We start from the raw sequence: 15,667 nt of genomic DNA, 5'->3' as shown, positions 1-15,667 counted from the left end.
TAGTAAGAATTAGTCTTTCGAAATTTTTACTTCGGCGTTCATACCTGGCAGTACATGCTCTGAATAATTAGAAATAGAAATTTTCACAGGAACCGTTTGAGACACTTTTGTGTAGTTTCCATCTGAGCTTGAGTTCGATGTTAAAGATGAAAGTGAATTGGTTGCATATCCAATTTCTTCGACTTTGCCGTCGATTTTTGCACTGCTGTCTCCGTCTACCGTTACATCTACATCGTCGCCTTCTTTAATATCCTTAAGCTGATCTTCTTTAATATTTGCTACGATAAATAGGTCTTTCATATCTACTTCCGTTGCAATTTGCTGTCCAGCTTGAACCATTTGATTTTCTTTTACGTTTGTTTGAATAATTTTTCCATCTGCTGGTACTATAGCAGCTACAGACCCTTTTTCAGCTTGAATTTTAGCAATTTCAGCATCTTTTGATACATCATTTCCTTCTTCTACTGTCCAGCTTGCTACTTTACCTGCTGCAGGTGCAACTACATTGTATACATCTCCGGATACTTTAGCGTTATCCGTTGTAATATAGTTCGATTTTTGAACGTAATAATATCCTCCTCCAATTAATAAAGCTAAAATAACGATGATTCCAATAAAATTTGTTACCATTAAGCGACTTCTAGACATTCATTACTCCTCCTTAATAATTCACTAATAAAATTACTTTTCGATATAGCTTTTTCATAAAGATATTATCTCCATCTATTATGAGATATGTTTCTTTATAATCATCTATTTGGTTAACTACCTAAATAACTTTATCATAAAGATATTTTTTCGTAAAGATATTAATTTAAAAATAATAATGGTGGTTAAAGATAATCATTGCCATCCTTTACAATTGTTTCATTTTATTTTAGAGTTAGTTTATATATGTCCGTAGTGTACAAGGAGATGGAAGCTAGCATGGATAACAATTTAGAGTCAAAAATTGAACACCTTTATCAAATTAACACATCTTTTTTTCAATATATGCGACATTTAGTCGAAGAAACATTAAAAACACAGCCTTATCACTTAACACCCACTAAATTTTATATCTTAAACTACATTGCCAGCGGCACAAAGTATATGGTAGCAGATATTTCAAATAAACTTCACTTAACCTCGGGCGCTACAACTAGCTTATTAAACCAATTGGAAGAAGAATCTCTCATTCAGCGCGTGCGAGACGAAAAAGACCGGAGAGTCGTGTGGGTTTCATTGACCGATGAATCAAAGAAACTTGTTTCAATGATTACAGAGAAGCGAAATGGATTTTTAAAAGATATGCTAGCAGCTCTAACTGTAGAAGAACAAGAAGAATATTTTCGCTTATTAAATAAAATGGATGCCCTTTTAAGTGATAAATATGGATTTTCATATTAGATTATCCAAAAGAGCTCCGCTTCGAATTGAAGCGGAGCTCTTTGCTATTTTAGAAAGCAGAACTCATTAACGCACCTGCTTTATCAGGAAAATCGATAAAAGGATTTCGGTTGCCTTGCAACTCAAAGATTGCTGCATTGCGATGTTTTTCATAAAGTGAAACAGTAAATTCTTCATGCCATTTTAGTAAAAGAGGAAGATCTACTCGCGAAGAGTCAATTTTATTATGATAGCGAATTAAAAAATAAAGAGTTGATCGAGCCACAATTCCTTTTCCATATTCGGGTTCAAACTTACCTTTTTCTGCTTTGCCGCACCCTTCTTTCACATCTGATTGCTTTACTTCCGGCGTATAATCCGGGAAGTCAATATAAGAAGAATTACCTCTTCGACTGTTACAAGAAGGTTCACACGCAAATAAATGATGCAAATCGCCTCTCATAGGCTCTTGTTTTCCAAACCAAGATTGTGGGACAACGTGCTCACAGTTTAGCAGTATATCATTGCTTGAAAGAGATGAGTTACTAAGGGACTGAAGCTGATCAATATCTTGCTGTATAGTTTCTAACGGATCCATACCTTTCCCTGAGTATAGACTTTTCAGCTCCCCATTCTCCTGTAGATCCACCCATGGATATACATATTTATGCGGCGAATAACTTAGCAAATGCTGATGCGTTTCCGTTAACAAAGTTTGCATGGCTTCTCTTTCAAAGAGCGTATCTTGATAATAAAGATTTTTATTTTCTTCATCCGTCTTTTCATCATAATAACTTCGATTGTTTACGTATTCGTGATAAAGAGCTTTTGCCTGCTGCTTTTCCATCATTACCATATCTAAACTGCTTCTCATCCGATCACCTCTGAAGTCATTTGACGTTGAATTTCACGCAACAGCTTTTCAACAACAGTCAAGTGCACAAATCCGTTTCCTACTTCTCTTGGTGATTCATTTAATGGAAGTGTTCTTCTGATTAACTGTGCATAAAGCTCTGGTTCTGTAAGTTCTCTTCCAAACGTTTCATTTGAAAGAACTTTTATCAATGCTAAGGCCCCTGCTACGTGAGGTGTTGCCATAGAGGTTCCGCTCAGTGCGGCATACTTTCCATTCAAGTAAGTTGATACGATCTTCTCTCCCGGAGCCACTACATCTACTTCGTTGTTTGAGTTGGAAAATACCGAAGATCGTTTCTCTAAATCAACAGCTCCTACGCTAATCACTTCATTATATGAGCCTGGGTACGCAAACTCATCTGTGGAGCCTTCTCCATCTCCTTCATTTCCCGCTGCGCAGACAACTAAAATATTCTGATCAACAGCATCTTGAATCGCTTCATGTAGCCCAGGCACATCTGCCGGACCTCCAAGCGACATCGAAATGATATCTACTTTTTGCTCGATGGCGTAGTTAATACCTTGAATAATCCACTCGTATTGACCTGAACCATTTCCATCAAGTACTTTTAGGATAAGCAAGCCCACTTCAGGAGCCACTCCTACAACACCCGTTCCATTATGCGCTGCTGCAATTGTGCCTGCTACGTGAGTACCGTGACCATTATAATCTTGAAAAATATCTGGATTTTGCTGATCATCGTGTGTAAAATTTCTTCCTCCAATAATTCGTTCCTGCAAATCTGGATGTGTAATATCACAGCCGGTATCCAAAACCGCTATGGTTATTCCCCGCCCCGTTGTTTGCTTCCATACTTCCTCTGCTCCAATTAGAGCCACTCCTTCTGGGACTTCATTAAATTGATTCAATTGTTCAACTACTTGAAATGGGATAATGCGCACTTTGTTCTTCATTCAGATTCCCCCTGCAGGATTAAATGGAAGCTAGTTCATGGTGGGATCACTTTTAATCGCTTATTTTTGGAGCTTACTCATCGAGGTATGTTGCTTCTAAACTTATTATAACACAAAAAACGAACACTTGTTTGCTTTTTGTTAAATTTTTTGCAAATAAACAAAAAACAGAAGCGAAATTTCCGCCTCTGCTTTTTATTTATTGTTGGTTTTTAGAGGAATCAGGAACGGCACATTGACCATCTGCACAAAAGGCATCATCTGCACCTTCTGGAGACAGGCTCTTCAAAGCGGGAGTCGGATTTTCTTCTTCCCACACTTGTTGGAGAGCTCCTACGAATGTTTCAGCTGGCTGTGCGCCTGAAATCGCATATTTTTGATTGATAACAAAATACGGAACACCGCTAATGCCATATTGCTGAGCCGCTGCTTCATCACTGCGCACTTCATTTGCATATGCGTTTTTATCCGCGAGAATTTGACGTGCTTCTTCTCGATCAAGACCCGCATCTTCAGCAAGGGCAATCAGCGTCTCTTCTTCACCTAGATGTTTTGATTCAGTAAAGTATGCATATAGAAGTTTTTCTGTAATGGCTGCTTCTTTTCCTTGAGCTTTTGCAAATTTAGCTAAGCGGTGAGCATCAAATGTATTAGTTGGCTTCATATCGTCAAAATTAAAGGATAAGCCCACACTAGCTGCCTGCTGTCCGATTCCTTCATTTGCTTGCTTCGCTTGTTCAATCGTCATTCCATATTTAGCAGCAAGAGCTTCATTAATCGTTTTACCAGTATTAACTGGGGCATTTGGATCTAGCTCGAAGCTTTTAAATTCAACCTGCACATCATCTTTGTGTGCAAATTGCTGAAGCGCTTGCTCTAATCGGCGCTTTCCAATATAACAAAAAGGACAGACAAAATCTGACCAAACTTCTATTTTCATCGTGACACCTCTTCAATTCAAGATAATTCTTATCGTAGCATACCTTTGAAGAAATTCCATCATAACTTGCTCAAACAAAGCAAAAACACCGTGTTGATTTACATACTAAGTGTATTAAATCAACACGGTGTTTTTATCTCACTTATTTTAAATTCATTGCTTTTAGAAGAGCATCATGTAAATACGTATTTTCATATACTCCGGTAAATCTTTCTGAGCCGGCACCCATTGCATTTAAAGGAACGTCTGATGACGTATGCTCTTCAGTTGTCCAATCCGCAACGAACTGCTCTTTTGAATGAGCGATTGCAAATGGCCCGTCTTCTTTTGATGCTTCATCTCCACCGTTATCTTTATTGTCTACTTTTTCAAGTGCTAAACCTCCGGTTGCATGGTCAGCTGTTACTAATACGAGAGTGTCTGGGTGTGTTTTAGCATAAGCTTTAGCCATCTTCACCGTATCATCAAGCTGCTTACCTGCTTTAATCATGAGTTCAGCATTATTATTATGAGCCATTTCATCAATGGCTTCCTCTTCTACTACAAGAAAGAATCCTTTTTTATTTTGTGATAGCGTATTGATTGCTTTTTTTGTCATGTCTTTTAGAGATACTTGAGGGTTGTACACATCACCTTGTCCTTCAGGAGCTTGTTGAAACATTTCTTCATTAGCAAACAGACCAAGCAGTTTTGTTCCTTTAGCATATTTTAATTCATTTTCGTTATTAACGTACGTATACCCAAGTTTTTGTGCTTTGTTTACTAAGTTTCCTTGCGTTCCTTTGCTTCCTTCAGTTTTATCTTCTGGCGGGGCATCTGGATGTGCACCTTCATTTCCTTTTGGGTACCAATAATCTTCTCCACCACCTAGGATCACATCTACTTTACTGTTTTCAAGATACTGCTTCGCGATGTCACTTTGAGCACTTCGATCTTTAACATGTGCGCCAAAAGCAGCTGGAGTTGCGTCTGTTACTTGACTTGTTGTCACAAGCCCCGTCGTTTTCCCAGCTAATTTTGCTTTTTCTAAAACTGTTTGAACAGGCTTTCCTTTCATATTTACGCCAATAGCGCCATTATAGCTTTTAACTCCTGAAGCCATGGCTGTAGCAGCTGCAGCGGAATCCGTAACAAATGAATTTCCTGAAGATGTATGGACTCTCCCTACTGCCGGCATATCATCCATTGCTAACTTTCCATTTGCTCCTACAGCGGCCAGTCGGATCGCATCACGATGATCGGTACCCATACCGTCTCCAACAAAAAGAATAACATTTTTAGCTTTTTGGTTATTTACGCCTTTAGCTGCTTTAGCATCTGGTGGTGAATTTGTTCCAAATGTCAGCGCTGCTACAGCTACCGCTGATAATACTGCCGCTCCAATTGCACGTTTTTTCATTTTTTACACCCTTTACTGTTTATTATTGACATAACTTAACTGTACACGCAGTCTGTTAAATCAACTTAAATAAAAGGTTAAAGGTGTGTAAAGATATATAAACTTCCATTTACAATGCATGAAAGAGGCTTTCCTCTTAGCTAATTAATGCTTGGCGGAACTTCAAGCCAGCCTTTTTTGATCATAATTTCTGTTGCTTCGCTTGCATATTGAAACGCATCTTCTCCTATCAGCATCATTTTAGCCACAATATCTCTTCGAAAACTAAATGCTGCTCCAAATGCCTGACTTCCAATACTAAAATTACTTAGTAAAATATCGCATGTCAGCATCAAACGATCAGAAAAAGCAGGCGTTTCAGAAGTCGTTATGCTTCCTGTTGAGGCAACAGAAGGTGAAATATCGTCTTGTATAATTATTTCTTCTAGACGCGTAATAATCTTTTTACTGAGCTCTTTTCCTTTCAAAAAATGCTTTTTGACTTCGGTATCTTTAGCCGTTTGAGAAAAAGCCTTCATTAACTTCATTCCCACAATGTTTGTTTCGACCCCGTGATAAAGCTGAGCTAGCTCCATCGTATTCAATACTCTTTTATCCGCAAATACATTTAAGCCGCTCAGATATTTTCTGTCAGAAACAAACTCAACGGTGGTTGGCATCGGAATATAGGGTGGGCGTGATAAAATCCCTTTTTTCAGTAAATACTGCGTACAGGAATCGTAACAATGTTGCGTAATCTTTGTTAAATCTTGATAAAATTTCACCACATCTTCTCTGTAGGCCTTACCTAAACTTAATGTATACATCCCCATACTAATTTCTTTAATAACACGAAGAAACATAATATCAAATCCATTAGTAAATAGTTTTGGAGCCTGTACGTTTACGTCTTGAGATGAAAGCCCCGTTGGCACTACGGCTCCTTCTTTTTCAAATATTGTTTTTATCTTTCGTATGTATATAATAAGCTGTTCACGCAAGTCTGTCATTATTATTTTAGCATCCTCATCATCCGCATGTTCAATCATATAATCCAACAAGCAAATGATTAACGTTTTCTGCTGATATGTCATCCACAGCGTCCCAATTTCGCTTGAGGTAATACTAGGTTTGTCAGGCACTGTTACTTCCCTCCGCTTCTTTAGCTTTGTTGAGTGCGTCTGCTTCTTTGAAAAGAGGCATACTCATTGTACATTTACTTATCATTATGCTATCCAACATTCTTTTTTTTATTTAACCCGCTGACCTATAACTTTTGGGCAACAAAAAACAGCCCCGCATTTACAGAACTGTTTTTTATCTTAAGCACGAAACAAGTACTCAACACCTGTTAAGTCCTCAGATACGCTCCATAGTTTTTCCGCTACGTCCGGTTTAAATAAAACATCTCCCATCATATCTTTTACAGGATATCCTTTTTTAGCATCTTTTCCGTCTGGCCCAATATATGTACCGCCTTCTATTGATTCAGTGGCTGCATAAAGAGTAGGCAGCGCGCCCATTTCTGCAGGTTGACTAAATAGCTTGATTAAAAATTTCAACAAGCCGTTTGGTTCTTTACCTGAACCGCGCGATAATAGGTTTGTATTTGAAATACCTGGATGTACAGCGGCACTAATTGTTGTTGATCCGGCTGCTTCTAAGCGGGTTTGCAATTCTTTGGCAAACAATAGGTTGGCGAGTTTGCTTTGTCTATAGAACTTCATTGGACTGTAGCCTTTTTCTCCGTCGAGATTATCAAAATAGATTTCTCCAGAATTAGCGGCTATACTGCTTACCGTTACGACTCGTGAATGTGGAGTTGCCATTAGTAAAGGCAGCAGCAAACCCGTAAGTGCAAAATGCCCTAAATGATTACAGCCAAACTGCAGTTCAAATCCGTCTTTCGTTTTGCTGTGAGGCGGCACCATCACGCCTGCATTATTAATGAGAAGATCCAAAGACGAGTATTGTTGAAGAAATTGATTGGCAAAATGCTGAATAGAGCTCAAGTCACTGAGATCTAATGACATAATAGTCACTTTAGCATTTCCGTTATCCGCTTTAATTCTCTTCTTAGCTTCTTTCCCTTTTTCCTCATTACGCACAGCAAGAATGATTTCTGCTCCGCGAGCTGCTAGAGCCCTTGCTGCTTCAAACCCAATACCGCTGTTTCCTCCCGTTATAAGGGCTGTTTTTCCCGTTACATCGGGCATTCGTTCAGCTGTCCATTTTGTTGTCATATAAAGTTCTCCCTTTCACCTATAGCTGTTTTTCTAGAATTTACGCGTCTCAGTCACACTAAATTTTACGTTTTTTTATCTGAAAGCTTCTTGTGTTCTTTTTTAAAAATCAAGGTATGTATAAAGTATAATGTCTTCAAAACAAAAGGAACAAGCTTTTTCAAAGCTCGTCCCTTTTATATGTTTACGTGATCCGCGGCGAATCGTAGCGTCCAAACCAGTCGTACCTGTTTGTGGATATCCATTTGTATAGCGGACTAAACGCTTTTTTCATCAATGGTAAATGCAGAAGTACACCGATTGGACATGTAAGAGGTAAAACAGCCAAAAGTCGTCTAACCGTTTCAAATCCTGCTAGAACTTCACCTTTTTTGGTCACCATATGAATTTGGTCATATAAATCTCTTCCCTCTTCTTTTAAATAACTATATTCTGTTCGGTCAATGTATTGAACTGGGATCCACTGGATTTGGTTCGTCCAATCCAGCGCTTTAATGATTTTTTTCACGTTGTAGCATAAAGGACATTCCGCATCAAAAAATACTTTGTGCTTCATTGTTTTCACCTTTCTTTCTTTGGTTCCTTTCCCTTAGTTTATAAATACCCTTTTCCCCTTTTGAATAATCACTATTAAGAGAAAATTCTTATACAGCCTGCTTTCCAGCGCACATTTTTTATAGAATTTCTTTAGTGAAACCGTGAAAGAAGATAGGATTTTTTTATAAAATATCACTTTTTTGGTTTAAAGCGCTAAAAACATGTTAGAATAGATTCCATATTGATTTAACACACTAGATGCACGCATTTAGTCACATACTAAAAAGAACTGAATAAATCCAATGATAAAAGGTAAAGGTAATGTCTTCATAAACTTATCATGGAAGTAGGTTTATAAATTACGAAGAAAAGAAGGAGGAACAGGTGATTACTTTTATCCATTTCATATAAGCTTTATTTACGTAGGGATGTGTAAACGATGAAAAATAAGTACATGCTGTCAGCTTCAGGTATGTATATTAACTACTTTCTACTTGGCATGGTAAATATCATGCTTGCATCAAATATGTCATTTTTGACAAAACAATTAAATACCGACGGTGCCGGAATCAGCTATATCATTTCTGCTATCGGAATTGGAAAATTGCTTTCGTATTCTCTATCAGGCATCTTGTCTGATAAATTCGGACGAAAGCCTTTGATTATTGTTTCGTCTCTGACGATGGCTATTTTCTTAATTGGCATTCCATTATCACCAAATTATCAAACAGCCTTTATCTTTGCCATTATTGCTGGTATTGCAAACTCTGCTATGGATGCTGGAACGTATCCTGCTTTGATTGAGGTCTTTCCTAAATCTTCAGGTTCAGCCAGTGTTCTTGTAAAAGCATTTATTTCAGCAGGAGCAGCGCTTCTGCCGTTTATGATTGCCTTTTTTGCAGATCGTGATTTGTTTTATGGGTATGCTTTTTTTCTTCCTGCTCTTATTTATTTACTAAATATGATCTTTATGTTCAAACTGCCTTTTCCCAATCATAAACGTGAACAGAGTACAGTTCAACAACAAAATACAGGAGAGAATAAATTTATCTCTGCTCCTAAAATGAAACAAGAAGGAATTGCTCTTATTGTGATTGGATTTACTTCTACAGCGCTTTTTACGGTGGCTCAAATTTGGCTCCCTACTTATGGTCAACAAGTATTAGGTATGGCTGAAAGCAGCTCGGTCCGCCTTTTAAGCTACTACAGCATCGGAGCTTTAATCTCTGTTTTAGTATTAGCTGTATTATTAAGCAAAGTGCTTCGTCCTGTAACGGTTATTCTCGTTTACCCGGTGATTACCCTTATAGCCGTACTTACGCTTCTGTTTGTTAAAGTACCTACTATTGCAATTGCAGCTGCTTTTTTCATGGGGTTTTCTACGGCTGGGGTCTTTCAATTAGCGATTACTGTTATGACCGAACTTTTCTGGAATAAAAAAGGAACGGTTACTGGAATTGTAGCGACGGCTGCTGGATTAGCTGCTATTTTACTACCTTTAGCAACAGGGCTCATGTCTAAAACGGGACATATTTCAATTATCTTTATCTTTGATGCGATGCTTTCAGTAGTAGGTATGGCGGCGGCAGCCTTTGTTAATTACCGCTACCGCAAAATTTTAAATAAAAATCGCAGCGAACAAATTCAAGAAACAGCATCATAAAAAAAGAGGCTGGACATACCAAAATGAATCCAACCCAAAGACGAATAATCTGGATACATGATCTGGACTGCTTGCTCGACCGCTGTTGCTTTCCGTGCAAGGCTTCGCTTTCCGCGGGCGGCCGATGAGCCTCCTCGTCGCTTGCGCTCCTGCGGGGTCTCATCTGTTCCGCTGTTTCCGCAGGAGTCTTCGCCTTGCCCTCCAACCAACAGCTAAAAGCACCTGCATTCACCATGATTATAAAAAAACACGAACTATTTATCCATTTTTGATAGATAGTTCGTGTTTCACTTTAATGAAACTACTTTTTTTTCACCCTCTTTTTTACTTTTCAACTCATTTCCTCAGCTGATTTTTGCTTCATAAATAGAAACATCACACCTGAAATAACCGCAAAAACAGCTAAAATGTAAAAAGTAGAAGGCAACGGAATCACGCTAACTAGCGAACCCATAGCTAAGCTGCTGACAACTGCCGAAGTTTGCATAGCTGTCATATATGCCGTTGTGGCTAGTCCAATTTGACGCGGGGCCAGTGACTGAGCATACACCATTCCAACTCCCATCGTAGCGGATAGAATAAAGGCATAAAATACCTGAAGCGCAATTAATCCACTAAGCGTTAAATGAAGGCTCGTTAAAATAAAATAAAGCACTTGGCAAGCAATTCCAATGATAAAGAATCGTTTAACTCCGATCTTATCAGAAAAATAGCCCCCTAACGGCATAAATACTAGCTCAAAAACAGATGTAACGGTAAAGAGAATCCCTACAATCGAAACGGATTGCTTTAACGTATCCGTTATGTAGAGCGGCAAATACATAGAACGCCCGGAATCACCCGCAAAAATGAAAAGAGCTGCTACGAATACAGCTATTAATACAGAAGGTATACCAGCTGGGGCTTTTGAAGATGCATGAGCTGAAGTTTGAGGCATACTGTCTTCTTTAAGCGCAAAAAGAACCCACACTAAAGTTGCTAGCGATAACAACCCTGATAGTAAAAATAAAAGAGTATACCCTCCGTGGTCAATGATTAAAGCGCCAAGCATAGGTCCAAAAATATAGCCTTGTGAAAAAGCCATTCGTACTGTACCAGTAATCGTACCTGCCTGCGAGTTGCTTTCTTCCTTTTTAACAATAAAATCATTCAGCAGGGCAAAGAAAAAAGAAAACGCATTAAACCCTCCTATAGCAAGTAAAATGAGTGCTATTGTATAAGAATGCGTAAACGCTAACGGCACTCTTGAAATGGTTCCAATCAGTAACGCCCAAATAATAAATGGCTTTCGTTTCCCCCATTTGTCTGATAACGAAGCTAAATAAAACGATACGATTAAACCAATAATGCTCATTGGCACAAATAAAAACCCTGCTTGAAAAGAAGTGGCATGCAATGTATTTGTTGCCCAAACCGTTAAATAAGGCATAAAGCCGCCAACAGACAATCCGATAATGAATAATGAAATAAAAATCGTTCGAAAATCCCGGTCTGTAAATACAATCTTTATGCCTGATACAAACGAATTTTCTGCTTTCGACATAAACTCATTTCAATCCTTTCTATCCAGCTGTCAAACGTTCAATTTCCGCAAAAAAATGCACCTTTCTTCAAGAAACTGTAGAAGAAAGGTGTGTAAATGAAGGTTATTTTCCAATTTGTACAGTAATTTTTTCTTTTTGTTCTTCCTTGTTGATCAGCTCTTTGAATTTAGTTAAAAGAGGTGCTTTTAATTCTTCGTCTTTTAACGCAAAAGCAAGGGTCGTAAAAATAAAATCTAATTTTTCCCCTGCATCATAACGTTCGCCTTCGAATTCGTAAGCATAAATAGAACGGTCTATATTCATACGCTGAATAGCATCCGTCAGCTGAATTTCCCCACCTTTTCCAGCTTCCTGCGTTTCAAGATAATCAAAAATGTCAGGTGTAAATACATAGCGTCCAATAATTCCTAAATTAGACGGAGCTTCTTCGACTGAAGGTTTTTCTACAAAACCATTCACTTTGTATAACCGGTTTTTATTTACTTTTGGATCTATAATCCCGTAACGGTGAACGGATTCTTCCTCTACGCGCTGTACGCCGATAACCGACGATCCCGTTTGGTTATACTGGTCAATCAGCTGTTTTAAACAAGGCTGGTCTGGGTCTGTTAAGTCATCTCCAAGCAAAACTGCAAACGGTTCGTTTCCAATAAACTGTCGAGCACAGCCAATCGCATGGCCAAGGCCCTTCATTTCTTTTTGACGAACATAATGAATATTCGCTAGTTCAGAGATATGCTCCATTTCTTCTAGTAGTTCGGTCTTTCCCTTTTGATGAAGCAAGTGCTCTAATTGAATATTATGATCAAAGTGATTTTCAATCGCTTGTTTTCCATTCCCTGTTACAATTAAAATATCTTCGATTCCTGATTTTAAAGCTTCTTCTACTATAAATTGAATAACAGGCTTATTTACAATTGGAAGCATTTCTTTTGGGATAGATTTTGTAACGGGTAAAAAACGAGTACCTAACCCTGCTGCTGGTATAACTGCTTTTTTTATAGTCTGCATATTATTTACTCCTCTCTTTTAGTTATCTAGCTGTCTTACATCTATTACGCTTTAACAGGCACCATCTTGAAAATTTCTTTCACTCCTTGCTTGTATCCTCCCGCTGAACGAAGTGATTCTCCAATTCGTTGTGCATGCTGTTTATATGTGTGAGTAGTTAAAACGCCGTTAACTGTATTTTTGATTAGCTCAGCAGATACATTATTTTTATCTAATTTTACACCTGCTCCTAACTCCTGCACGCGATCGCCAACCATAAATTGATCCACTGCCATTGGAATAACGACAAGCGGCGTATCGTAGTATAAGCCTTCACTGCTGCTGTTCATTCCGCCGTGAGTAATAAATAAATCCGCACGTTTTAAAATTTCTAGCTGCGGTACGTATTGTTTCACAACGAAGTTTTCTGGAATGTGTGCTAATTCTTCAGGTTTTGTATTTTTACCAATAGATAAAATAACTTTACCCTCAAAATCTTTTAATGCTTCTACACATAAGTTATAGATTTCTAGCTGCTGATTAAAAATAGTTCCCATAGAAACAAAAATAATTTTTTCATTTTCATTCTGTAAGTAAGAAGGATCTTCAATATCTAGTCGTTTAACAATTGAAGGACCAATAAACTTGTACTCACTCGTAAATTCAGATACGTTTGGCTGAAAGAATTCTGACGTAAATACTAACGTAATATCCCCTGGATTCGACATAATGTCCATGGAATCTTTTAACTCAGTATTATATTGGTTGTTGAACTTATTTAATGATTTTTCGAATTGAGGATAAAAGGAAGATTGGTCAGGTTCTGTTTGACCACTTGGCATCATACAAGTTGCTAACTCCTTATTTAACGCAAATGTCGTACAAAGAGAAACCTTCGGAAGCTGAAGAAGGTCGGCCACAGCGGAACCTGCTAAAAGGTGATAATCATAAAGTACATAATCATATGTTTCATGTTTCGTTTCACTCATAATTTTAGTAATAATATTTTCAGATTCATTTAAAAACAAATTCATTATTTCATAGCGGTCATAAGACTCTTCTTTGGTCATCCGGTTGCTCATATCAAGACTTGGGCGAAAATCTTCATATTCACGAAATTCTGCGCCTGATTTTCGAATTTTTTCAGCATAGTCTTCAATGCCGTAATAGACGACCTTTTCCCCTTGAGCCATCAATTCTTTTACAATTCCCAAAGAAGGGTTCACATGTCCTTCACCTGGAAAGCCTATTACTAATGCATTTCCCATAACATTCATTCCTTTCACTTAGTTAATAATTAAATCATTTAATTATTCATATAGTAAATTTATTGTATAGAAACTGAATTTACTATAAATTATCTTTATCGTAAAGTCATTAAGCGTTTTCAACTAAAAAAAGGTTAAATAGGCTCATTTTGGAATATAGTTATAAATTAACTCAAGAAAAACAAATATTGTAAAATTTATCTCGTTTGTAAATAGATGTATGCGCTTCATTATGATGCAAATAAAAAAACACACCTCGCTAAATCAAGCAAGAGGTGTGTTCTTTATTTAAAAGTTGTATAACTCCCATATATCTGAGGTTTCTGAACCAATATACCAAGCTGCCGCTCCACCTAAATGATAATCATTAATTAATTTAACCCGGCGCTGCATAGAGGCTTTGTCTTCGAGCCATATTTGATGCTTCGTCCCATTTTCCGTGTATTCTACATAGTACTGTGAGGCTTGGCTATCCCATTTTTTAGTTAACTTTTTAGAAGAGATAACAGCTTTGGCTTCTTTCATCGTTAAGTCTTTTGTGACAACTTTTTTGGTCGATAGGTCCGTTTTCCATTCTCGCGTATAAAAAGGAACTCCCAGCAGGATTTTGTGTGCAGGTACATCTTTCATAAGAAGTTGTGTGCCTTCTTTCACCCAAGGCAGCGAAGCAACAGATCCCGGAACCTGACTTCCTCCCCAGTGTTCTTCATATCCCATCATAATGACATAGTCTGCCACTTGACCAATCTGTTTCCTATCAAAGCTTCCCGACCAAAACGGATCATTATTTTCTCTTGTTACGTCTACTGAAATAGTCATACCATGAGGCTTTAACGCTGCTTTTAATTCTTTAATAAATAAAACAAAATCTTGTTTGTTTTTGATATTAATATTTTCAAAGTCAACATTGATCCCATCGCTGTTTGTTTTTACTAGCGAACTTTCTACTGACGATACAAGCTTTTGCCGCTTTGCTTTGTTACTTAGCACATCACTTGTAAGCACATCATCAAAATTGTTACCAATAAGCGGCCAGACTTTTTTGCCGTTTTTATGAGCCGTTTGAACATATGATTCATTTATAGAAGATGAAACAACTTTGTCATTCGACGTTAGCGTAAACCAACGAGGTGAAACAACATCTAAATTCTTTTGCTTCATCGATTCTGTGTAGCCTGCTGTCTTTTCATTAAAGCTCCAACCCATAACTACAGGCTGATGCTTCTTTTGCGTTAAATCAGATTTTTTGATCCAGCCCTTTTTCCCTTCCAAAAGCTGTACTTGTACATAGTAATCAGGAATAATAAGCATTTGTCCAGGCTTAATATTTGTTGATGATAGCTGATTTAACTTTGTTAACTCATTCGCTTTTACACCGTACTTTACGGAGACTGTCCAAAGCGTATCTCCTGATACTACTTTATGTAACAAGCCTTTTGCTGGTATTTTCAGCGTTTGCCCTGGAATCAGCTCCGTCTTTTTTAGCTGATTTTGTTTTATTAGATCACTGACTGTTACACCGTATTGCTTAGCTAGTAGCCATAGTGTATTTCCCGGCACTACCGTATGAGTAGTAACTTGAGCTGCATCTCCAGCTTCAGATGAAATGACAGGAAATTCTTCTCCTTTTTTCACTGTCTGCATAACAAAAGAATGTAAGGAAGGAGAACGATATACGTTTACGTTGTCACCTTTGACAGTGCCCACTGAAGAAGCAGCGGCTCCTTTACTCATCGGGGCCAATCCTCCACTGAAAAGACAGAGAATGATCAGGCTCATACATATTTTCTTCATTTTATAATTTCGCCTCCCCACTTTTTGACATCACCTGTCTAGTTTACTACTCCTATAAGATAGAATCCTAGAGGTACATTGTGGTAAAGAAACGTCTGGGTATACGTAAAAT

The 15,667-nt window shown here is 37.8% G+C and carries 15 protein-coding genes; 2 read left to right on the top strand and 13 right to left on the bottom strand.

What is annotated here, in order from left to right; translation table 11 throughout:
• Positions 1-9 precede the first annotated feature (9 nt).
• Positions 10-648 (bottom strand): biotin/lipoyl-containing protein, encoded by a 639-nt coding sequence (locus LIS78_RS07620; RefSeq protein WP_195780702.1) that lies wholly within the window; start codon positions 646-648, stop codon positions 10-12.
• Between the two features lie 279 nt (positions 649-927).
• On the opposite strand from LIS78_RS07620, the gene LIS78_RS07615 reads away from it, so the two are divergent.
• Entirely contained in the window at positions 928-1,389 is a 462-nt protein-coding gene (locus tag LIS78_RS07615; RefSeq protein ID WP_129707332.1) for a MarR family winged helix-turn-helix transcriptional regulator, read from the top strand.
• A gap of 49 nt (positions 1,390-1,438) precedes the next feature.
• Here the strand turns inward: LIS78_RS07615 and LIS78_RS07610 are convergent, their stop codons facing one another.
• The 7 genes from LIS78_RS07610 to LIS78_RS07580 all read right to left on the bottom strand — a co-directional run bounded on the left by LIS78_RS07610 (position 1,439) and on the right by LIS78_RS07580 (position 8,315).
• On the bottom strand, positions 1,439-2,242 hold the full coding sequence (locus LIS78_RS07610; RefSeq protein ID WP_252284908.1) for an endonuclease I family protein: 804 nt from the start codon (positions 2,240-2,242) through the stop codon (positions 1,439-1,441).
• Positions 2,239-3,198, bottom strand: coding sequence for a S8 family peptidase (locus tag LIS78_RS07605; protein ID WP_252284907.1), 960 nt, complete (start codon positions 3,196-3,198; stop codon positions 2,239-2,241). The genes LIS78_RS07610 and LIS78_RS07605 overlap by 4 nt, the downstream gene beginning before the upstream one ends.
• Positions 3,199-3,397: 199 nt before the next feature.
• Positions 3,398-4,138, bottom strand: a complete 741-nt coding sequence (locus LIS78_RS07600) for a DsbA family oxidoreductase (protein WP_195780705.1) — start codon at positions 4,136-4,138, stop codon at positions 3,398-3,400.
• 142 nt (positions 4,139-4,280) lie between these two features.
• Complete coding sequence (locus tag LIS78_RS07595; RefSeq protein ID WP_195780706.1) at positions 4,281-5,537, bottom strand: alkaline phosphatase; 1,257 nt, start codon at positions 5,535-5,537, stop codon at positions 4,281-4,283.
• 140 nt (positions 5,538-5,677) lie between these two features.
• Positions 5,678-6,658, bottom strand: coding sequence for a DUF3231 family protein (locus LIS78_RS07590; protein WP_252284906.1), 981 nt, complete (start codon positions 6,656-6,658; stop codon positions 5,678-5,680).
• A gap of 180 nt (positions 6,659-6,838) precedes the next feature.
• Positions 6,839-7,759: an oxidoreductase gene (locus LIS78_RS07585; protein WP_195780708.1), complete on the bottom strand. Its 921-nt coding sequence runs from the start codon at positions 7,757-7,759 to the stop codon at positions 6,839-6,841.
• 184 nt (positions 7,760-7,943) lie between these two features.
• A complete protein-coding gene (locus tag LIS78_RS07580; protein ID WP_116073234.1) occupies positions 7,944-8,315 on the bottom strand; it encodes a thiol-disulfide oxidoreductase DCC family protein in 372 nt (123 codons plus the stop codon).
• 420 nt (positions 8,316-8,735) lie between these two features.
• Between LIS78_RS07580 and LIS78_RS07575 the strand changes: the two genes are divergently transcribed.
• Positions 8,736-9,959 carry an MFS transporter gene (locus tag LIS78_RS07575; protein ID WP_252284905.1) on the top strand — a complete coding sequence of 408 codons (1,224 nt, stop codon included), beginning with the start codon at positions 8,736-8,738 and terminating at the stop codon, positions 9,957-9,959.
• Here the strand turns inward: LIS78_RS07575 and LIS78_RS07570 are convergent.
• The 5 genes from LIS78_RS07570 to LIS78_RS07550 form a co-directional block, all read right to left on the bottom strand.
• Positions 9,941-10,168: a hypothetical protein gene (locus tag LIS78_RS07570; protein WP_252284904.1), complete on the bottom strand. Its 228-nt coding sequence runs from the start codon at positions 10,166-10,168 to the stop codon at positions 9,941-9,943. The genes LIS78_RS07575 and LIS78_RS07570 overlap by 19 nt on opposite strands.
• A gap of 122 nt (positions 10,169-10,290) precedes the next feature.
• Positions 10,291-11,502, bottom strand: coding sequence for a sugar efflux transporter (locus tag LIS78_RS07565; protein WP_252284903.1), 1,212 nt, complete (start codon positions 11,500-11,502; stop codon positions 10,291-10,293).
• 103 nt (positions 11,503-11,605) lie between these two features.
• Entirely contained in the window at positions 11,606-12,514 is a 909-nt protein-coding gene (gene galU, locus LIS78_RS07560; protein ID WP_252284902.1) for a UTP--glucose-1-phosphate uridylyltransferase GalU, read from the bottom strand.
• 44 nt (positions 12,515-12,558) lie between these two features.
• Complete coding sequence (locus LIS78_RS07555) at positions 12,559-13,761, bottom strand: macrolide family glycosyltransferase (RefSeq protein ID WP_252284901.1); 1,203 nt, start codon at positions 13,759-13,761, stop codon at positions 12,559-12,561.
• A 288-nt stretch (positions 13,762-14,049) separates the two neighbouring features.
• Positions 14,050-15,495, bottom strand: coding sequence for a glycosyl hydrolase family 18 protein (locus LIS78_RS07550; protein WP_252284900.1), 1,446 nt, complete (start codon positions 15,493-15,495; stop codon positions 14,050-14,052).
• Between the last annotated feature and the right edge of the window lie 172 nt (positions 15,496-15,667).

The sequence above is a fragment of the Priestia megaterium genome (assembly GCF_023824195.1).
Classification (GTDB): Bacteria; Bacillota; Bacilli; order Bacillales; family Bacillaceae_H; genus Priestia; species Priestia megaterium_D.
This window is presented reverse-complemented; position numbering and strand designations above follow the sequence as displayed.